Below are 18,451 nucleotides of genomic sequence, written 5' to 3'. Positions count from 1 at the left end.
CTTGACAGGCGCCTGCGCTAAAGCACCCGGCCATCCCACCCCACTGTCACATGCCGTGGCAACTCGCGCCGATGTTCCAGCAGCCATGCATCCAGCGTATGCCCCACATGGGTCAGTACCCCCAACTGTGCACCGGTGTCGGCAATACTCTGCAACGCCAACGTCAGGTCATTGTGATTGCGCGGAGCTTGCGGCTGCGGCGGCATGGAGCAATCCAGTACCAGCACATCCAGCGGCTCGCGTTGCAACCAGGCCAGCGTGTCAGGCGGCAGGCCGACGGTGTCGGTGAGGTAGGCGATGCGGCGCCCCTCGCCTTCGAGCAGGTAACCCAGGGTCAGCCTGGAATGTTGCAACGGCAACGCGGTAACGCTCAGCGCGCCGAACTGCCGGGTTTCGAACGCGGCAAACGGCTGGCTGAAATCGAGGATGCCGGGATGCTTGTAGAGGTCGGACAAACCTTCCGGATCCGCCGGGCCGTGCACCGGTATCACCAGCCCCTGGCCCCAGCGCAAGTGCAGCAAGCCTTGCGCATGATCGGCGTGATAGTGGGTCTGGAAAATCCCGTTGAAACTGCGCGGCGGGAAACGTTCGGTGAGGTCGGGCAAGCCGCTGTCGATCAGCCAGCGCTGGTCGCCGCACTCGATCAGCGCGCTGCACGGTCGGCGGCGCAGGCTCGCATCGCTGCGCGCCATTGCGCACGCCGCGCACTCGCAGCCATACACCGGGACTTGCCGCGCGTCACCGGTGCCGAGCAGCGTCAGGCGCATGCCGAGTGCCCGTGGTCGAGGCAGCACAGCAGGCGCTCGACGGTGTGTTCCAGCGGGCCGGAATTGTCCAGCACGAACAACCCCGCGCCATTGCCGCTGATCAGTTGCGCCGTGAAGCGTGCATTGCGTGCCAGGCGCTCCTCGATATCCGCCAGGGACTCGCGTCCTCGCGCGACCAGGCGCTGGCGCAACACGGCTTGATCCACCGTCAGCAACAGCACCAGCAGGGTCGGATAGCGCTCGCGGGTCTGCGCCAGGTGCGCACGCGAGCCGTTGACCAGCACGTCCTGCCCCGCCGCCAGCCAGTCGTCGATTTCCCGGGGAATCCCGTAGGACAACCCATTGGCCTGCCAACTGAGGGCAAACCCACCCTCGGCCTGCAGCGCCGCGAACTGCTGCGGGCTCACGCCCTGGGCCGCTTCACCCACCGCTTCCGCCGAGCGGGTGATCACGCGGCGCACGATGCGGCAGCCGCGCTCGGCCAAGCGCGGGCGTGCGGCATCCAGCAGGCTGTCCTTGCCCGAACCGGATGGCCCGATGAGATAGATCAACCTGCCCACCATCAAAACACCCTCTTCGCCTGTCGCCAGACTTGTTGCACTACAGGAAGCCCTTCGCGGCTGCGGGCCTGTACCAGGTCCGCGCGCAGGCCAATGGCAATTTCACCGCGATCCGCCAGCCCGGCCGCTTGCGCCGGCGCCAGGCTGATCATCTTGACCGCCCGCGACAGGTCGCCGCCGTCCTGCTGGTCGGCCAGCACGAACGCAGCCTGCAACAGGCTGGCCGGGTAGTAATCACTGGAAAGTATATCCAGCAATCCCTCGGCAGCCAGGCCGGCGGCGGCCACATTACCCGAGTGCGACCCACCGCGCACCACGTTCGGCGCGCCCATCAAGACTTTCATGTTGAGTGCCTGACACCCCTTCGCCGCCTCCAGCGTGGTCGGGAATTCGGCGATGGTCATGCCGTAGCGCGCCGACTCCTCCACATGCGCCAGGGTCGCGTCGTCATGGCTGGCCACCGACAGGCCGCGCCCCAGGCAGTGCTCGACGATGGCCGCGCGATAACGGTCGCTGTACTCCCGCGAGTTGGCCATCTGCAGCACGATAAAAGCGTCCATGGTTTCGTCGTTGAGGTGGTACTTGCCCATGTAGTACTCACGGTACTTGGATTCGAGCACAAACTGGCGCTGGCCCGGCGAGTGGTCCATCACCGAGACCAGGCGCACCAGCGGGTTTTCCACCAGGTCGCGGAACACGCTGAGGGTATCGGGATGGCACAACTCGCAGCGCAGGTGCAGGTGATGCTCGGCGCGCGTCAGGCCGGCGCCTTCTGCCGCAGCGATCGCGTCGAGCATCGCCGGCAGCTTCTTCATGCGATTGCCCTTGGGGTTCACGTCGCCGATGGACACCGCATCGAACACCGTGGTGATGCCCGCCGCGATAATTTGCGCATCGTGGCTGAGTACCGCCGAGGTCGACGGCCAGTCCACGCCGGGGCGCGGGGTCATGTGTTTTTCCAGGTTGTCGGTGTGCAATTCCACCAGGCCGGGGAGCAGGCAATCCCCGCCCAGATCCTGGGCCTGGGGCAACTGGCTGCGACCTTCGGCGATGTCGACGATCTTGCCGTCGCGCAGCACCACGCAGCCGAGGAACATGCGATCAGCGGTGACCACCTGGGCATTACTGAGGATCTGTTCAGCGGGCATGTGCGTATTCCTCTTCGGCAACGGGCGTGGGGGTCATGTCGAAATGGCGGTCGGCAACCGCTTCACGGGCAGCGCGGTCGTGGAAAATGCCGATCAGCGCGGCACCGCCAGCCTTGGCTTCGTTGATCAGTTCCAGCACCACCTGGCGGTTGCTGTCATCCAGCGACGCAGTGGGTTCGTCCAGCAGCATCACCGGCCACTCCACCATGAAGCCGCGGGCGATGTTGACGCGCTGCTGCTCGCCTCCGGAGAAGGTCCCGGGCGCCAGTTGCCACAGGCGCTGGGGGATGTTCAGGCGCGCCAGCAAGTGCTCGGCACGCGACTGCGCATCGGTCTTGGACCAGCCACGCGCCAGCGCTGGCTCCATGACCACATCCAGACACGCCACGCGCGGGATCACCCGCAGGAATTGGCTGACGTAACCGAGGGTCTGCTGGCGCACCTGCAGAATGTCGCGCGGCGCCGCGCCGACCAGCTCCAGCCACGCCTGCGCATGACGTACGCGGATGCTGCCGCCCGCCGGCAGATAGTTGCCATACAGGGTACGCAGCAAGGTGCTCTTACCCGCGCCGGACTGGCCATGCAGTACCAGGCATTCGCCCGCCTGCACGCTGAACCCCACGCCGCGCAGCACGTTGAGTACCACCCCATGCTGCTGGTGCAGGGTGAAGGTTTTCGAGAGGTCACGGACCTCGATCAAGGCATTCGTCATGGCTGCAGTACCGAAGACACCAGCAGTTGAGAGTAAGGGTGTTGTGGATCGTCGAGAATCTGGTCGGTCAACCCGGTTTCCACCACCCGCGAGCGACGCATCACCATCAGGCGATCAGCGAGCAGGCGTGCCACGGCCAGGTCGTGGGTGACGATCACCACCGCCAGGTCCAGCTCACGCACCAGGCCGCGCAGCAGATCAAGCAGCCGCGCTTGCACCGACACATCGAGGCCGCCGGTAGGCTCATCCATGAACACCAGGCGCGGGCTGGAAACCAGGTTGCGGGCGATTTGCAGGCGCTGCTGCATGCCGCCCGAGAAAGTGCGCGGCAGGTCATCGATACGCTGCGGATCGATTTCCACCTGGCCCAGCCAGTCCAGGCCGGCACCGCGCAGTTGCGCATAGTTGCGCACGCCCTGGGCCATCAGGCGCTCGCCGATATTCGCGCCGGCCGACACGCCCATGCGCAGGCCGTCGCGGGGGTTCTGCTCGACAAAGCCCCATTCGGTGCGCAGCAAGGTGCGGCGCTCGGCTTCGCTGGCGCTGTAGAGGTCAAGCCATTCGCCGTCCTTGCTGCGATAGCCGATGCTCCCCGCCTGCGGTGGCAAACGCCCGCTCAGCAGCGAGAGCAAGGTGGATTTGCCCGAGCCGGACTCGCCGACGATGCCCAGCACTTCGCCGGGGTACAGGTCAAAACTGACGCCCTGGCAACCCTTCTCCGGGCCGTACAACAGGGACAGGTCGCGGACTTGCAATAACGGCTGGCTCACTGGTTGTTCTCCTTGACCCGCTGGGCGCAATACCAGGTGTCGGAACACACGAAACTCTGGGTTCCGGCGTCATCCAGAATCAGCTCATCGAGGAACGAATCATGGCTGCCGCAGATGGCGCAGTTGTGCTCCCACTGCTGCACTTCGAACGGGTGATCCTCGAAGTCCAGACTGGTGACCTGGGTGTAGGGCGGCACCGCGTACAGGCGCTTTTCGCGACCCGCGCCGAACAGCATCAAGGCCGGGCTCATGTCGAGCTTGGGGTTGTCGAATTTGGGGATCGGCGACGGGTCCATCACGTAGCGCTCATCGACCATCACCGGGTACGCATAGCTGGTGGCGATATGGCCAAAGGTGGCGATGTCTTCGTAGAGCTTCACGTGCATCACGCCGTAATCATTCAGGGCGTGCATGGTGCGCGTCTCGGTTTCCGACGGTTCGATAAAGCGCAGCGGTTCCGGGATCGGCACCTGGTAAACCATGACCTGGCCGGCCTGCAGCGGGGTCTCCGGGATGCGGTGGCGGGTCTGGATCACCGTTGCTTCAGGGGTCGCCTCGGTAGTAGCGACGCCCGCGGTGCGCGCGAAGAAGCGGCGAATCGAGACGGCGTTGGTGGTGTCGTCGGCGCCCTGGTCGATGACCTTGAGCACGTCATCGGCGCCGAGGATCGCGGCGGTCAGTTGCATGCCGCCGGTGCCCCAGCCATACGGCAACGGCATCTCGCGACCGCCGAACGGCACCTGGTAACCGGGGATCGCCACGGCCTTGAGCAAGGCGCGGCGGATCATGCGCTTGGTCTGCTCGTCGAGGTAGGCGAAGTTGTAGGCCGGGTCGCGTACCGGCGCTTGCGTCAGGTCATTCATGGCGGGTGCCCTCGGCCGGTTGGCGCAGTTTGCGGATCAGTTCCAGTTCGGACTGGAAGTCCACGTAGTGCGGTAATTTGAGGTGCGAAACAAAGCCCGCCGCCTCGACGTTGTCGCAATGCGCCAGCACAAACTCCTCGCGCTGGGCCGGCGAGACGATCTCTTCGTTGTATTCCCCGGCGCGCAGTGAGCGGTCGACCAGCGCCATGCCCATGGCCTTGCGCTCGGCATGCCCGAACGCCAGGCCATAACCGCGCGTGAATTGCGCAAGCTCGGTGGCCGAGCCGACGAACTGGTTGACCATCTCGCACTCGGTCACTTCGATGCTGCCCAGGCAGATCGGGAAGCCCAGCTCTTCGGGGTCGATCCACACCTCCACGTCGCCGATGCGAATCTCGCCGGCAAACGGGTGGTTACGGCCGTAGCCGCGCTGGGTCGAATACCCCAGCGCCAGCAGAAACCCTTCATCGCCACGGGCCAGGGCCTGCAGGCGCTCTGCGCGGCTGGCGGGGTACTCCAGCGGGTCGCGGGTGATGTCGGCGACACGCGCGTTGTCGTCGGTTTCGTGCTTGATCAGGCCTTCCTTGGCGAGCAAACCGAGCACGCGCGGGCAGGCTTCCAGCGTCGCCTCGGGCGTGGTCTGCGGCCCCGGATATTCGCCTTCGGCCAGCAGCGCAAAATCCAGCAGCCGATGGGTGTAGTCGAAAGTCGGGCCGAGCAGTTGTCCGCCGGGCACGTCCTTGAACGTGGCGGACAAGCGCCGGCTCAAGGACATTTGCGCGGTGTCGATCGGCAGGCTCGGGCTGAAGCGCGGCAGCGTGGTGCGGTAGGCGCGCAACAGGAAGATCGCCTCCACCAGATCCCCCGCCGCTTGCTTGATCGCGAGCGCGGCGAGTTCGGCGTCGAACAGCGAGCCCTCGGTCATCACGCGGGCCACGGCCAGGGGCAGTTGCTGGCGAATCTGCTCGACACTGAGTTCAGGAATCGCGGTATCGCCCCGGCGTTTTTTTGCCAGCAGGCGGTGGGCATTGTCGATGGCCTGTTCGCCACCTTTGACGGCTACGTACATCAGGCGTGCTCCTCTGCGATGCGGCTGCTGCGCGGCAGGCCGATCAGGTGATGGCCGGCGGCGAACAGCACGTCCAGGCCACGGGGGAAGGCGTCGCGGCGCTGACGCTCGTGCCAGAAAGCTTGTGGCACCGGCACGTGCACCCGGCGCTGGGCCTGGATGCCCGGGCCGCGCCAGAGCAGGCCGCGACCGGCTTCCAGGTCGGTGAGCTGCACCAGCAAAGTGCAGGACTGATCGGGATAGCGGTCATTGCCGTGGTCGAAGCCGCCGAGGTCGAGCAGGTCTTGCTCGCCCAGCAGTGCAAACACGGCGTCCTCGCGCTTATCCGTGAGCGGGCAACCGCAGTGGAAAGCCAGGTTGGCGCGGATCAGCGGCGTGTCGAAGCTCGGCGCCAGCCATAGCGGCGTGTCCACATCCAGCAGCGCCAGGCACAAGGCGTAGGTGGCGGGCGCCAGCCCGTCAAGGCGCGGGGCCGAAGGCAGGTGCTGGATCAACCCCGGTTCGGCCAGGGCCTTGAGGGCGGCGCGAAAGCCGCGCTGGGCATCCAGGACCGGGTCGACAAACGCCGGTTGCAACAGGTGAGCACTCATCAGTTTTCTCCTCGCACCAGGGTGAAAAACTCGACCTTGGTGGCCGCCGTGTCGGCTTCTTTTTGCGCGCGGCGTTGTGCCTGGGCACTGGCCAGCGCGGTGATCAGGTCGCTGAGCCAAATGCTCGGATGAGCGCCTTGCAGGTGGGCGTCGGCCAGGGCGGCCAGTTCGGCGTGGACCTTGTCGCGCCCGGCCAGGTAGCTGTAGCCGGTGCGACCATCAGCCAGGCGCACCACGCAGCGGGTCACGCTCATTTCGCCGAGATTGAACGGCGCGCCATTGCCGCCCATGCGGCCGCGCACCAGGGTCATGCCGATTTCCGGAGCGCGAATGGTCTGGTATTCCACGTCTTTCAACGCGGCTTCATGCGGTTGCAGTTCACTGAGTTGGGCGCGGGCAAGCACGCCAATCCAGTGTTGACGCGGGGACAGGTTCATCGTGGTCTCCATCAAGTCACCACTTGGTACTGGAAGCGATCCGAACGGCTGGTGGACTGCGCCAGCTCCACCGGGCGGCCATCGCGATCGCAGGAAAGGGTAAACACGGTGAGGGCCGGCAAATGCCGGGGCATCAGCAGCAGCGCGGCTTCATCGCGGTTGGGCAAGCGCGCACCGATCAGGCTTTGGGTGCGCGTCAGCGGCAGGTCACGCTCACGCAGGTACTGGCGCAACGAGCCGCCGGTGTAGTCGGCCAGCAACGGCGCGCGGCTGGCGCAGTAGCGATGGCGGATCAGGCTGACGGGCTGGTGGTCGAGTTTGCGCAGGGTTTGCAGCTCGATCATCGGCGCCATTTCGGCGATGCCCAGGTGCCCGGCTTCCTCGCGGCTGGCGTAGCAGTAGCGGCGCTTGAGCAGCACCGCCTCGACACCGACCCCCTGGGCCGACAAGGATTGGCTGTAGGAGGTCTCGGCGCCCATCGAGTAGATCAGCGGCCGGTCGAGCACCTGGGTGCCCTTGCCCTGGCGGCGCAACAGGCTGCCCTCGAACACCAGCTCATCGATGGCGCGGCGCAGGGTGTGGCGGTTGACGCCGAAGCGTTCGGCCATGTGCACCTCGCCGGGGAGGAAGTCACCGGCTTGGTAGCTGCTCAGTTCACGGCGCAGGATGTCCGCGAGTTCGCGGTACACCGGCTCTTCTTGTCTAGACAACTGCATGCTTAAAAAAAGCGCCGCGCGGGCACCCCTCCAAGGTCAGATGAACTGCTTGCGCAGGCGTTGGGACAGCACGTCGATCAAGCTCACCACCACGATGATCACCAGCAGCACCGCGCAGGTTTGTACGAACTGGAAGGCGCGGATGTTTTCCCAGAGGATCACGCCGATCCCGCCGGCACCGACCATGCCCACCACCGTGGCCGACCGCACGTTGGCTTCGAAGCGGTACAACGCGTAGCTCACCCACAGCGGCATGACCTGCGGGATCACGCCGTAGATGACTTCCTGCAAGGCACTCGCGCCCGTGGCCCGCACGCCTTCCACCGGGCCCGGGTCGATGGCCTCGACGGCTTCGGCAAACAGCTTGGCGAGTACGCCGGTGGTGCTGATCCACAGGGCCAGGACACCGGCGAAGGGACCGAGGCCGACGGCAACCACGAACAACATCGCGAACACCATTTCATTGATCGAGCGGAAGGCATCCATGACCCGGCGCAGCGGCTGGTGGACCCACCAGGGGGTGATGTTGTCGGCACACAGGATGCCCAGCGGCACTGAGCAGACGATGGCCAACACCGTGCCCCAGAGGGCGATTTGCACGGTGACGATCATCTCCTTGAGGTAGGAGCGCCATTCGTGGAAATCCGGCGGGAAGAAGTCCGCGGCGAAGGTCGCCATGTTTCCGGAGTCGCGGTACAGCGCCAGCGGGTTCATTTCCGCGCCGTGCCAGGCCCAGGCCAGCAGGACCAGGAACAGGCCCCAGCCGAGGTATTGCGGCCAGGTCCTTTTGCCAACCGCTTCAGCGTGCAAAGTCGTCATGGGTCACTCTCGGTATATGGTTGGAACCTGCTTAATGTGGGAGCGGGCTTGCTCGCGAATGCGGTAAATCAGTCGCCGGATGCGTTGAATGACACACCGTATTCGCGAGCAAGCCGGCTCCCCCTAGAGCCCGGTTCCTACAGGGGGTTAGCCGTTGGCAGCGGTTTTCTTGTCCAGCTCGCTGATGCGCTGCTGCAACTTGGCCAGGTCGGCGTCGATGTCCGCCAGCTTCTTGGCCTTGTCAGCCGCTTCGAGGTGATCGTCAGCGCTGATGGTGGTGCGCTGCTTGAACAGCTCCAGCTGGCGGATCGGCAACAGTTGGTCGTCGTTGGAGGCGAGGAACTTGCCCAGCTGCATGTTTTTCAGCACGGCCTTCTCTTCATCGGTGTCGCCGTAGTGGGCGAAGAAATCGCGGATCTTGGTTTTCTCGCTGTCGCTCAGCGCCTTGCTCCACACCATCGGGTCGGCCGGGATCAGCGGCGACTTCCAGATCACCTTGAGCATCGCGGCCTTGTCCGGCTGGGTGACTTCCAGACGGTCCCAGCTTTCGGTGTTGAAGGTGGCGACGTCCAACTGCCCCTTGGCCACGCTCAGCGCGTTGACTTCATGGCTGGAGTTCAGCGTGCGCTTGAAGGCGGTGGCGGCGTCGACGTGGTTCTTGGCGAACACGTAGTAGCCCGGCACCAGATAGCCCGAGGTCGAGTTCGGATCACCGTTGCCGAAGGTCAGGTTCTTGGCGTTCTTGAGCATGTCGTCGACGTTGTTGATCGGGCTGTCCTTGCGCACGATCAGCACGCTCCAGTAACCGGCGGCGCCGTTGGCGGCGGCGGTCTGGGCGAAGATCTCGCCGTTGGAGCGGTCTACCGCTTCCATCGCGGCCTTGTTGCCGAGCCAGGCCACGTCGACCTTGTTGAACCGCATGCCCTGGATCAGGCCGGCGTAGTCGGAGGCGAAGGTGGCGTTGATGGTCAGGCCGGTCTTCTTGTGCATGTCATCCAGGAAGGGCTGCCAGATGCTCTTGAGGTTCTGCGAAGACTCGGTGGACATGATGCCGAAGTTGATGGCTTTGTCCGCCGCGTAGGCATTGCCCATCGCGGCACTCGCCAATAACGCGGCAGACAGAAACACGTGGCCGATACGGTTCAACATGGACGGGATTCCTGTGGGTCGTGAGTAGGGTTTCAAGCGCGCGCCAGGGCCAGCCGAGGGGTCACCTCGGTGCGGCGGGTCTGGTCGGAAAACATCAGGCTGGTGTCGACGTCGGCACCGTACAAATCATTCAGGAACTGGCTGCTCATCGCGCTGCCCTGCCCGTCGAAGTGAATGCGCCCGCCTTTGAGCGCCACGGCGCGGGGGCAATAACGCATGGCGTAATCGACTTGATGCAGGGTCACGACGACGGTCTTGCCGTCGCGGCGGTTGATGTCGGCGAGGATCTCCATGACCTTGCGCGCCGACTCCGGGTCGAGCGAGGCGATCGGTTCATCGGCAAGAATCACCTCGGCACGCTGGGTCAATGCCCGGGCAATCGCCACGCGCTGCTGCTGGCCGCCGGACAAGGTGGACGCGCGTTGCGCAGCCAGGTCGACCAGGCCCACACGAGCCAGGGATTCGAGCGCAAAGGCCTTCTCCTCGGCATTGAACAACCCGAGGTTGCCGCGCCAGCGCGGCATGCGGCCCAGGCAACCGAGCAGCACGTTGTCGAGCACGCTCAGGCGATTGACCAGGTTGAACTGCTGGAAGATGTAGCCGATGTCCGCGCGCAACCGCCGTACCTTGCCGTTCAACCGTCCACTGGCCTGCACCTCCCGCCCCAACACCTTGACGCTGCCGCCGTTGCTCTTGTCGCAACACGCCAGGCCCGCCAGGTGGCGCAACAAGGTGGACTTGCCGGAACCGGAAGCGCCAATCAGCGCGACCATCTCACCGGCGGCAATGGTGAGTTCGAGGTCGACCAATGCGGATTTCTTCGCAAAGGTCTTGTTCAAGTGATCGACATGGATAGCGTGAGTCATGGGCTTCTCTGTCTTGTTTGAACAGCCAATGGATGGCTGCGGTTGAGTTCAAACGACAGTAGGCCTGGGCTGTGTCAGCCCTATGACTTGCACATGACTACAAGGGGTCGGTTGGATGAAGGTTTTGTGAAAGGTTGGATGCGACCCTGCGTGGTCTTATTGTGGCGAGCAGGCTTGCCCTGCGCTGGGCTGGGCAGCAGCCCCAATAAGACCACCGCGTTTATTCAGGCAGAACGCGTCGTCAGGCTTCAGGGCCGCTTCGCAGCCCAACGCAGGGCAAGCCTGCTCGCCACAACCTGTCCGCTGCTTCTAGGAACTGTCCTACAACCCGTGTGGGTTGCGGTTGCTATAACGCACCGTTGGCCTCTCGCAGTCGCTGCTCATCTCAGCGATCAGGCTTGGTCGCCTGGGTCAGAATGACGCACAGTGCCGCGCAAGCGGCATTAGTGTGTTCGCGTTGTGGCGAGCTGTGCGTGGGAGGGCTCAGGCCCTGCCGGATTTCCATTCCCTGGTCGACCAACCTGCGTATAGCTCGCCCCCCTTTTGCTTGGTCGCGGATGGGGTGCAGAGGGTTGAGATTGCGCAGTTGTTGGTAGATCAAGCGCTGAATCGGGAGTGCCCCGTGGCCTGATGGCTGAGGCGATCTATGTGGGAGCTGGCTTGCCTGCGATGGCGGTGGGTCAGTTGGCAGATTTATGGCTGACACACTGCTATCGCAGGCAAGCCAGCTCCCACATTCGCTCCGTGTGCATCAGGGGATATTGGCGTCGCGGGCGCGTAGTCGCGGGGTGACGAAATCCAGGAATGCGCGCACTTTCAGCGGCAATGGCGCCTGGCCTTTATGCACCAGGTTGATGGGCAACGCGGCCGATTCGAACGGCTGCAGCACCACCTGCAAATCACCCTTTTGCACTGCATCCGCCACTTGATACGACAGCACCCGAATCACACCAACATCCAGTGTCGCCGCCGTGATTGCCGCTTCCGCGGTGTTCACCGACAGCCGCGAATGCACTGGCACGCTCTGTTGCGCTTTACCCGCACCAAACACCCAGGCGCCCACCGAGGCCAGCACTTCGAAAGTAATGCAGTTATGGTCTGCCAGCGCCTGCGGCGTGGCCGGCACGCCATGGGTTTGCAAATACCGGGGACTGGCACACACCACCCGCCGCACCGCGCCGACCTGCACGGCCTTGAGCGAACTGTCCGGCAGGTCACCAATGCGCACGGCCACGTCGCACTGTTCTTCCATCAAGTGCACCACGCGGTCGGTGAGCATCAGGTTGATGCTGATTTCGGGGTACTGCGCGAGAAACTCCGCCACCACCGGCACGATATGCAGGCGCCCGAACACGATGGGCGCGGTCACCACCAACTCGCCCTTGGGCTCCGCATATTCACCGGTCGCCGCCCGCTCCGCTTCACCAATGTCCTCAAGGATTCGCCGGCACGCGGCCAGATAAGACGCGCCCACGTCCGTCAGCGATAACTGCCGCGTGGTGCGGTGCAGCAGCCGGGACTTCAAGTGGGCTTCGAGTTCCGCGACTTTGCGGCTGACGGACGCCAGCGGCATGTCCAACTTGCGTGCGGCCGCCGACAGGCTGCCCGCGTCGACTACTGCAACAAACACCGACATCGACTCAAGACGGTTCATGACGCCCTATCAAATTTTGGAAGGATGATTCCCGATCCTAGGGGATTATCGACATAAATGCGACTGCGTAAGCTTGCTCACTCAACCCCCTGCAACAAAAGGAAAGTGCCGTGAGCAGCCTGCCGATAACGTCCGAGAGTTCCCCGCCGCGAGGCAAGATCATCATGATGGCGGTGATCGCCGGGGCGGTGGTGACCAATATTTATTGCACGCAGCCGGTGCTGCCGTTGATTGCCTCGGACATGCGCGTCCCCGTGTCGACGGTCAACCTGGTAGCGGGCGCGGCCTTGCTGGGATTTGCCACCGGGCTGGCCCTGTTGCTGCCGATGGGCGACCGCTTCGATCGGCGCAAGTTGGTGCTGGGGCAAATCGCACTGGCGTTTTGTTTTGCCCTGGCGGCGGCCTTTGCGCCGAGTATCTGGGCGCTGATCGGTGCCTCGTTTGGCCTGGGAATGGTGTGTTGCGTGCCACAGCAACTGGTGCCGTTCGCGGCGGTGATGTCGCCGCCGCATGAGCGCGGGCGCAACGTGGGCACGGTGGTCAGCGGGATCATGCTGGGGATTTTGCTCGGGCGCACGATCAGCGGCGTGGTCGGCGAGGCCTATGGCTGGCGCGCGGTGTATGCGCTTGAGGCGGCATTCATGATCCCGGTGTGGTTTATCGCGGCCAAGCTGCTGCCGCCGGGCGTGCCGAGCAGCAATCTTTCCTACCCGCGCCTGCTGGCTTCGCTCTGGCCGCTGATGCGCGATAACAGCCCAATCCGGCAATCGATGATGGTGCAGGCGTTGTTGTGGGCGTGCTTCAACGCGTTTTGGGTGAATCTGGCGGGGTTGCTGGCCAATGGGCCGTGGCAGCTGGGCAGTGCCTGGGCCGGTGGTTTCGGGATTATCGGCGCGATGGGCGCATTCGCCGCCTCGTACGGTGGTCGGGCGGCGGACAAGGTCGGCTGTCGCAAGGTGATCGGCGCCAGCGTGGGCATTGTGACCTTGGCGTACCTGTTGCTGGCCGGGGCGCAGACGTCGCTGGTTTTGCTGGTGGTGGGCGTGATCGTGCTGGACATCGGCGTGCAGGCGGGGTTGGTGGCGAATCAGACGCGGGCGTTTGCGGTAGACCCGAAGGCGCAGGGGCGGATCAATAGTCTGTATATGACTGCGACGTTTGTCGGTGGGGCGATTGGGGCGACGGTGAGTGGATGGTTGATGGCACAGTTTGGGTGGATGGGGATTGTGCAGTTCGGGGTGGTGCTGGGCGTATTGGCCGGGTTGATTCACTGGCTCGGTGGCTTCGAGCGTTCGCTCAAACTCCAGAACGAATGAAGCTCGAATGTGGGAGCTGGCTTGCCTGCGATGGCGGTATAGCTGCAATTGATTCGGCACCTGACACACCGCCATCGCGGGCAAGCCCGGCTCCCACACTTGGGCTTTGTAGTTGGCGGGAATGCATTTCTGGATCGTACACAGCTCCCCTGTGGGAGCTGGCTTGCCTGCGAATGCGGTAGATCAGGCACCCACTGCATCAACTGCCAGGCCGCCATCGCGGGCCAGCCCGCTCCCACAGGGGATCCGGGTATGGCTTGGACTCCTGGGTGTACGCAGATCAAATGTGGGAGCTGGCTTGCCTGCGATGGCGGTATAGCTGCAATTGATTCGGCGCCTGACACACCGCCATCGCGGGCAAGCCCGGCTCCCACAGGCGACTGCATTTCAAGTCAGGCATAAAAAAGGCGACCTTTCAAAGGTCGCCTGTTTGTCACTGCGCGTACTGCTTGCTCAATCCCGGCGGCACGCCCTGGACATTGGTTTCTTCCCACGGCCCGTTCGGGCTGATGGAGCGGCTCCAGCCGTTGCTCCAGCGGTAATACGTGCGCTGGCGGTAGAAGGTGTCGGGTTGCTCTTCCAGCACATACACCTGCATCTTGCCGTCCCAGTGGCTGGCGGCGCCGGGCGGTGGGGCGAAGGTTGGCGATGAGGTAGGCACCGGTTTCGGCGGCGGGGTCACCGGGCCGGATGGTTTGGTGCTCGGCTGGGTCGACGGGCCCGACGGTGGGATGGTCGGGCCGGTCGGCGCGGGAGGTGGGCGGTGGACCGCACAAGCGCTCAGGCCCAATACCAGGCTGAGCAAGGTGATGCGTGCAAATGCGGTCATAGGCGTTTCCTCGATTTACTGGTCCGGACTGTCGATGGTCAGCTGCTGCAGGGCAGTGGTGGTGCTGGCCAAGGGTTGGCTGCGGCCGATCCACTCGCCAGCGGTTGGAAGACCTGCCCGGGATATGCGCGCAACCAGTTGGACTTCGGGGAAGTTGGACAGTTTCAACTGCGGCATCATCGCGTCCGCATCGCCCAGTTCGACGGTGATCGGCAGGTCGGCGACGGTGACGCGCTTGGCGGCCAACGGCGCCGGCGGGCCACTGACGGCGCGAGCAAAAATGAACACGGTGTCGGTTGGCAGGGCTTTGGCTTTCACCTCGGCCGCCAGGTCCACGCGGACTTTCATCCCGGTTTTCTGCGCGACGGTACCGCCGCTTTCCTTGAGTTTCTCCGCTGCCCGATCAATACCGCCTTGCAACGCCGCACGGGAATTGTCTTGCGGTGGCAGTTGCGCCAACAGACGATTCCAGTAGTCGATTGCCTCTTGATAACGCTGGCCTTCAAAGGCCGCGATCCCGAGCAGGCCAAGGCTGGTGACTTCCTTCGGGTCGAGCTTCAAGGCTTCGTCCGTCAGCGCCTGGACCTTGGGCGACCACTGTTTGTTGTCGGCGAAGTACTGCGCCTGGGCCCACTGGCCGAGCAGTTCCGGCTGGCGCCCGGCCAAGGCCACGGTGCGCTCGAAGACCTTCGCGGCATCGGCGGCGCGATCCTGGGCCATGTAGGCGCGACCGAGGAAGTACAGGCCTTCCGGCGAGTCCGGCTGGGCAGCGGCGGCGCGTTCCAGGCGGCGGGTCATGTCTTCCATGGACACCGGCGGCTGGGAGAATTCGCGGGTCAGCTCGACCTTGTCGCTGGCGCCATAATGCAGGTACAGCGCAACGCCGAGGACAGGCACCAAAAATGCCGCCAACAATGGCAGCGGCTTGCCCAGGCGCGATTCACGCGGTTTTTCCACGCCTTCGGTGTCGGCCAGCAACTCGCGGGCGGCTTCGGCGCGGCCGGTGTCGAGTTGCGCGGCGTTGAGCACGCCTTCGTCCTGCTGCACCTGCAGCTCGGCGACGCGTTCCTGGTACAGCGCCACGTTCAGCGCGGTGCGATCCTCTTCACGTTGGGCGCGGCGGCCGCGCAGTACCGGAATCAACAGAAAACTCAGGGCAATCAGAAGCAGCAAGCCGGCTGCGAGCCAGAAATCAATCATCAGTCTTGGTGTCCAGCAATTGGTCGAGACGTTTACGCTCTTCAGGGGACAGCGCATCGGAGCCATCGGTCGGCGCAGCGCGGCGGCGGCGCACGATCACGGCCATCACCACCACGCCAGCCAGCAGCAGCCCGGCGGGGCCGAACCACAGCAACGCGGTCTTGCCGGTAAGGGCCGGTTTGTAGCGCACGAAATCACCGTAGCGGTCGACCATGAAGTCGATGATCTGCTGGTTGTCCTTGCCCTCCCCCAGCATGCGGAAGATCTCCTTGCGCAAGTCGGCGGCGATCGGTGCGTTGGAGTCGGCGATGTCCTGGTTCTGGCACTTGGGGCAGCGCAGTTCCTTGGTCAGCTCGCGAAAACGTTCGCGGTCACCGTCCTTGGCGAATTCGTAAGTATCGATGGCCGCGTGGGCCACGCCGGCCAAGCCCAGCGCCAGGACGGCAGCCGCTAACAGGCGCTTCATGGCTTGGCCTCATCGACCAGCGCCTGGTACTTGGCGGCGAGTTGTTCACGCCAGACCACCTCGTCGATCACGCCGACGTACTTGTCGCGGATCACGCCCTTGGCATCGATGAAAAAGGTTTCCGGAGCGCCGTACACGCCAAGGTTCAAACCGAGGTTGCCGTCTTCATCGCGGATATCCAGCTGGTACGGGTTGTGAAACTCCGCCAGCCACTTCAAGGCCGCCGCATTGTCGTCCTTGTAGTTGATGCCGTAGATCACCACGCCTTTCTCGGCCAGCTTGTTCAGCACCGGGTGTTCGACACGGCACGAGATGCACCAGGTACCCCACACGTTGACCAGCGCCGGTTTGCCCAGCAGGTCAGCCTGGGTCAGGGTCTTGTCGCCCTGCACCGTCGGCAGGCTGAAGGCCGGGAACTGTTTGCCGATCATCGCCGAGGGCAGCTCGGCCGGGTCCAGGTACAAGCCGCGATACAGGAACACGGCCACCACCAGGAAAGCCGCCAGCGGTAAAACCATCAACCAACGCTTCATGCCGCCGCTCCCTGCAGACCGAGGGCTTCACGCACCCGGCTCTTGACCTTGACCCGATAACGCCGATCCAACGCGGCCAGCAACCCACCAAAACCGGTGAGCAAACCGCCGAACCAGATCCAGCGTACAAATGGTTTCACGTGCACACGCACCGCCCAGGCGCCATCACCCAGCGGTTCACCCAACGCCACGTAGAGATCGCGGGTGAAACCGGCGTCGATACCGGCTTCGGTCATCATCGAACTCTGCACGGTGTACAGGCGTTTTTCCGGGTGCAGCACCGCCACTTCCTTGCCGTTGCGGACGACGCGCACCGTGCCTTTGTCCGACGTGAAGTTCGGCCCTTCGAAGTGCTTGGCGCCTTCGAAGATGAAGTGGTAACCGGCGAGGTCCATGGACTCGCCCGGCGCCAGGCGCAGGTCGCGCTCGGCGCTGTTCTGGCTGGACAGCACCACGCCGAGCGCGCACACGGCGATGCCGATGTGCGCGACCTGCATGCCCCAGTAGCTGCGGGTCAATGTCGGCAAGCCTTTGATCAAGCCTTTGTGGCGGGTCTTGTCGACGATGTCGCGCGCACCGGCGAGCAATACCCAGGCGGCGAGCAGGAAGGTCGCAAGTACCGCCCAGTTGAAGTCGCCGTAGGCAATACCGGCGATCACTGCCAGGGCCACACTGCCGAGCAGCACCGGCATCAGCATGCCCGCCAGCCATTTCACCGGAGTGTCTTTCCAGCGCACCAGCACGCCGACGGCCATCACCACCATCAACAGGCCCATCAACGGAATGAACAACGCGTTGAAGTACGGCGGGCCCACGGACAACTTGGCACCGCTCAACGCGTCCAGCACCAGCGGATACAAGGTGCCGAGCAAGATCATCGACGCGGCCACCACCAGTACCAGGTTATTGCCCAGCAACAGGGTTTCGCGCGACCACAGGTTGAAGCCGACCTGGCTCTTGACCACCGGGGCACGCAACGCAAACAGCGTCAGCGAGCCGCCGACCACGAACAGCAGGAAGATCAGGATGAACACGCCGCGCTCAGGGTCGGACGCAAACGCGTGCACCGACGTCAGCACGCCCGAACGCACGAGGAAAGTGCCGAGCAGGCTGAGGGAAAATGCCGCGATGGCCAGCAGTACGGTCCAGCTCTTGAACACGCCGCGTTTTTCGGTGACCGCCAGCGAGTGAATCAGCGCGGTGCCGACCAGCCATGGCATGAACGAGGCGTTTTCCACCGGGTCCCAGAACCACCAGCCGCCCCAGCCGAGTTCGTAGTAGGCCCACCATGAGCCCAGGGTGATGCCAATCCCGAGGAAGGCCCAGGCGACGATGGTCCACGGCCGCGACCAGCGCGCCCAGGCGGCATCGAGGCGCCCGCCGAGCAAGGCGGCGATGGCGAACGCGAAGGCCACCGAAAACCCCACGTACCCCATGTAGAGCATCGGCGGGTGCACGATCAGGCCAATGTCCTGCAGCAATGGGTTGAGGTCATGCCCGTCTACCGGGATCTGCGGCAGGATGCGGCTGAACGGGTTGGACGTCATGATCAGGAACAGCAGGAAGCCGATGCTGATCATGCCCATCACTGCCAGCACGCGCGCCAGCATGACTTGCGGCAGTTGGCGCGAGAACACCGACACCGCGAAAGTCCAGCCGCCGAGGATCAGCGCCCACAACAGCAAGGAGCCTTCGTGGGCACCCCACACGGCGCTGAACTTGTAGTACCAAGGCAGCGCGCTGTTGGAGTTGTTCGCCACATAGGCGACGGAAAAGTCGTCGGTCATGAACGCGTAGGTCAGGCAACCGAACGCGAACAGCAAAAAGGCAAACTGCCCCCAGGCCGCCGGTTGCGCCAGGCTCATCCACAGGCGGTCGCCGCGCCAGGCGCCGAGCAACGGCACCACGGCCTGGACGATGGCAAAGCACAGGGCGAGGATCATCGCCAGTTGGCCCAGCTCCGGAATAAACAGTGCGGACGTCATCA

Annotated in this window: 20 protein-coding genes; 1 reads left to right on the top strand and 19 read right to left on the bottom strand. The window is 64.2% G+C overall.

The genetic code is table 11. The features are described 5' to 3' along the window. Nucleotides 1-17 precede the first annotated feature (17 nt). The 14 genes from phnP to AC07OJ_RS10565 form a co-directional block, all read right to left on the bottom strand. Nucleotides 18-767: a phosphonate metabolism protein PhnP gene (gene phnP / locus AC07OJ_RS10630; protein ID WP_106804708.1), complete on the bottom strand. Its 750-nt coding sequence runs from the start codon at nt 765-767 to the stop codon at nt 18-20. Continuing rightward, nucleotides 758-1,330, bottom strand: a complete 573-nt coding sequence (phnN, locus tag AC07OJ_RS10625) for a phosphonate metabolism protein/1,5-bisphosphokinase (PRPP-forming) PhnN (RefSeq protein WP_213551015.1) — start codon at nt 1,328-1,330, stop codon at nt 758-760. The genes phnP and phnN overlap by 10 nt, the downstream gene beginning before the upstream one ends. Further along, complete coding sequence (locus AC07OJ_RS10620) at nt 1,330-2,475, bottom strand: alpha-D-ribose 1-methylphosphonate 5-triphosphate diphosphatase (protein ID WP_213551014.1); 1,146 nt, start codon at nt 2,473-2,475, stop codon at nt 1,330-1,332. Before AC07OJ_RS10620 ends, phnN begins: the two co-directional genes overlap by 1 nt. Next, nucleotides 2,465-3,187 (bottom strand): phosphonate C-P lyase system protein PhnL, encoded by a 723-nt coding sequence (phnL, locus tag AC07OJ_RS10615; protein WP_495094502.1) that lies wholly within the window; start codon nt 3,185-3,187, stop codon nt 2,465-2,467. Before phnL ends, AC07OJ_RS10620 begins: the two co-directional genes overlap by 11 nt. Continuing rightward, nucleotides 3,184-3,993: a phosphonate C-P lyase system protein PhnK gene (gene phnK / locus AC07OJ_RS10610; protein WP_168167060.1), complete on the bottom strand. Its 810-nt coding sequence runs from the start codon at nt 3,991-3,993 to the stop codon at nt 3,184-3,186. The genes phnL and phnK overlap by 4 nt, the downstream gene beginning before the upstream one ends. After that, nucleotides 3,954-4,820 carry an alpha-D-ribose 1-methylphosphonate 5-phosphate C-P-lyase PhnJ gene (locus AC07OJ_RS10605; protein ID WP_106804712.1) on the bottom strand — a complete coding sequence of 289 codons (867 nt, stop codon included), beginning with the start codon at nt 4,818-4,820 and terminating at the stop codon, nt 3,954-3,956. The genes phnK and AC07OJ_RS10605 overlap by 40 nt, the downstream gene beginning before the upstream one ends. Continuing rightward, the gene (locus tag AC07OJ_RS10600; RefSeq protein WP_120447979.1) at nt 4,813-5,889 is read right to left on the bottom strand and encodes a carbon-phosphorus lyase complex subunit; all 1,077 of its coding nucleotides are present in this window, start codon (nt 5,887-5,889) and stop codon (nt 4,813-4,815) included. The genes AC07OJ_RS10605 and AC07OJ_RS10600 overlap by 8 nt, the downstream gene beginning before the upstream one ends. Further along, nucleotides 5,889-6,479, bottom strand: a complete 591-nt coding sequence (phnH, locus tag AC07OJ_RS10595; protein ID WP_213551012.1) for a phosphonate C-P lyase system protein PhnH — start codon at nt 6,477-6,479, stop codon at nt 5,889-5,891. Before phnH ends, AC07OJ_RS10600 begins: the two co-directional genes overlap by 1 nt. After that, complete coding sequence (phnG, locus tag AC07OJ_RS10590; RefSeq protein ID WP_106804714.1) at nt 6,479-6,916, bottom strand: phosphonate C-P lyase system protein PhnG; 438 nt, start codon at nt 6,914-6,916, stop codon at nt 6,479-6,481. Before phnG ends, phnH begins: the two co-directional genes overlap by 1 nt. Before the next feature lie 11 nt (nt 6,917-6,927). Beyond that, nucleotides 6,928-7,632 carry a phosphonate metabolism transcriptional regulator PhnF gene (gene phnF, locus AC07OJ_RS10585; protein ID WP_162946071.1) on the bottom strand — a complete coding sequence of 235 codons (705 nt, stop codon included), beginning with the start codon at nt 7,630-7,632 and terminating at the stop codon, nt 6,928-6,930. Between the two features lie 36 nt (nt 7,633-7,668). Then, nucleotides 7,669-8,451, bottom strand: coding sequence for a phosphonate ABC transporter, permease protein PhnE (gene phnE, locus AC07OJ_RS10580; protein ID WP_058427920.1), 783 nt, complete (start codon nt 8,449-8,451; stop codon nt 7,669-7,671). Nucleotides 8,452-8,598: 147 nt separating this feature from the next. After that, on the bottom strand, nt 8,599-9,600 hold the full coding sequence (phnD, locus tag AC07OJ_RS10575) for a phosphonate ABC transporter substrate-binding protein (RefSeq protein WP_065901633.1): 1,002 nt from the start codon (nt 9,598-9,600) through the stop codon (nt 8,599-8,601). Nucleotides 9,601-9,632: 32 nt separating this feature from the next. Continuing rightward, a complete protein-coding gene (gene phnC, locus AC07OJ_RS10570) occupies nt 9,633-10,466 on the bottom strand; it encodes a phosphonate ABC transporter ATP-binding protein (protein ID WP_495094501.1) in 834 nt (277 codons plus the stop codon). A 751-nt stretch (nt 10,467-11,217) separates the two neighbouring features. Continuing rightward, the gene (locus AC07OJ_RS10565) at nt 11,218-12,120 is read right to left on the bottom strand and encodes a LysR family transcriptional regulator (RefSeq protein ID WP_495094500.1); all 903 of its coding nucleotides are present in this window, start codon (nt 12,118-12,120) and stop codon (nt 11,218-11,220) included. A 110-nt stretch (nt 12,121-12,230) separates the two neighbouring features. On the opposite strand from AC07OJ_RS10565, the gene AC07OJ_RS10560 reads away from it, so the two are divergent. After that, a complete protein-coding gene (locus AC07OJ_RS10560; protein WP_495094499.1) occupies nt 12,231-13,436 on the top strand; it encodes an MFS transporter in 1,206 nt (401 codons plus the stop codon). Between the two features lie 433 nt (nt 13,437-13,869). Here AC07OJ_RS10560 and AC07OJ_RS10555 read toward each other — a convergent pair whose 3' ends face one another. From AC07OJ_RS10555 to AC07OJ_RS10535, 5 genes are read right to left on the bottom strand one after another with little or no spacing between them, the layout of a single operon-like run. Continuing rightward, nucleotides 13,870-14,265, bottom strand: coding sequence for a hypothetical protein (locus AC07OJ_RS10555; protein ID WP_065901637.1), 396 nt, complete (start codon nt 14,263-14,265; stop codon nt 13,870-13,872). 15 nt (nt 14,266-14,280) lie between these two features. Continuing rightward, nucleotides 14,281-15,465 (bottom strand): c-type cytochrome biogenesis protein CcmI, encoded by a 1,185-nt coding sequence (gene ccmI / locus AC07OJ_RS10550; protein WP_065901639.1) that lies wholly within the window; start codon nt 15,463-15,465, stop codon nt 14,281-14,283. Then, nucleotides 15,458-15,931: a cytochrome c-type biogenesis protein gene (locus AC07OJ_RS10545; protein ID WP_065901641.1), complete on the bottom strand. Its 474-nt coding sequence runs from the start codon at nt 15,929-15,931 to the stop codon at nt 15,458-15,460. The genes ccmI and AC07OJ_RS10545 overlap by 8 nt, the downstream gene beginning before the upstream one ends. Continuing rightward, nucleotides 15,928-16,464, bottom strand: a complete 537-nt coding sequence (locus AC07OJ_RS10540) for a DsbE family thiol:disulfide interchange protein (protein ID WP_016972113.1) — start codon at nt 16,462-16,464, stop codon at nt 15,928-15,930. Before AC07OJ_RS10540 ends, AC07OJ_RS10545 begins: the two co-directional genes overlap by 4 nt. Beyond that, a complete protein-coding gene (locus AC07OJ_RS10535; RefSeq protein WP_065901642.1) occupies nt 16,461-18,449 on the bottom strand; it encodes a heme lyase CcmF/NrfE family subunit in 1,989 nt (662 codons plus the stop codon). Before AC07OJ_RS10535 ends, AC07OJ_RS10540 begins: the two co-directional genes overlap by 4 nt. Between the last annotated feature and the right edge of the window lie 2 nt (nt 18,450-18,451).

It is taken from the genome of Pseudomonas sp. GW821-FHT09C08 (assembly GCF_059418125.1).
The sequence above is the reverse complement of the archived record's forward strand: the minus strand, read 5'-3'. Positions and strand labels throughout refer to the sequence as shown.

Coding starts and splice junctions, on each gene's coding strand:
- phnF (WP_162946071.1), bottom strand. CDS start 7,632: ATGCAGTTGTCTAGACAAGAAGAGCCGGTGTACCGCGAACTCGCGGAC.
- AC07OJ_RS10620 (WP_213551014.1), bottom strand. CDS start 2,475: ATGCCCGCTGAACAGATCCTCAGTAATGCCCAGGTGGTCACCGCTGAT.
- phnL (WP_495094502.1), bottom strand. CDS start 3,187: ATGACGAATGCCTTGATCGAGGTCCGTGACCTCTCGAAAACCTTCACC.
- phnP (WP_106804708.1), bottom strand. CDS start 767: ATGCGCCTGACGCTGCTCGGCACCGGTGACGCGCGGCAAGTCCCGGTG.
- phnN (WP_213551015.1), bottom strand. CDS start 1,330: ATGGTGGGCAGGTTGATCTATCTCATCGGGCCATCCGGTTCGGGCAAG.
- phnH (WP_213551012.1), bottom strand. CDS start 6,479: ATGAGTGCTCACCTGTTGCAACCGGCGTTTGTCGACCCGGTCCTGGAT.
- ccmI (WP_065901639.1), bottom strand. CDS start 15,465: ATGATTGATTTCTGGCTCGCAGCCGGCTTGCTGCTTCTGATTGCCCTG.
- AC07OJ_RS10605 (WP_106804712.1), bottom strand. CDS start 4,820: ATGAATGACCTGACGCAAGCGCCGGTACGCGACCCGGCCTACAACTTC.
- phnG (WP_106804714.1), bottom strand. CDS start 6,916: ATGAACCTGTCCCCGCGTCAACACTGGATTGGCGTGCTTGCCCGCGCC.
- AC07OJ_RS10555 (WP_065901637.1), bottom strand. CDS start 14,265: ATGACCGCATTTGCACGCATCACCTTGCTCAGCCTGGTATTGGGCCTG.
- AC07OJ_RS10535 (WP_065901642.1), bottom strand. CDS start 18,449: ATGACGTCCGCACTGTTTATTCCGGAGCTGGGCCAACTGGCGATGATC.
- phnE (WP_058427920.1), bottom strand. CDS start 8,451: ATGACGACTTTGCACGCTGAAGCGGTTGGCAAAAGGACCTGGCCGCAA.
- phnD (WP_065901633.1), bottom strand. CDS start 9,600: ATGTTGAACCGTATCGGCCACGTGTTTCTGTCTGCCGCGTTATTGGCG.
- AC07OJ_RS10540 (WP_016972113.1), bottom strand. CDS start 16,464: ATGAAGCGTTGGTTGATGGTTTTACCGCTGGCGGCTTTCCTGGTGGTG.
- phnC (WP_495094501.1), bottom strand. CDS start 10,466: ATGACTCACGCTATCCATGTCGATCACTTGAACAAGACCTTTGCGAAG.
- AC07OJ_RS10545 (WP_065901641.1), bottom strand. CDS start 15,931: ATGAAGCGCCTGTTAGCGGCTGCCGTCCTGGCGCTGGGCTTGGCCGGC.
- AC07OJ_RS10600 (WP_120447979.1), bottom strand. CDS start 5,889: ATGTACGTAGCCGTCAAAGGTGGCGAACAGGCCATCGACAATGCCCAC.
- AC07OJ_RS10565 (WP_495094500.1), bottom strand. CDS start 12,120: ATGAACCGTCTTGAGTCGATGTCGGTGTTTGTTGCAGTAGTCGACGCG.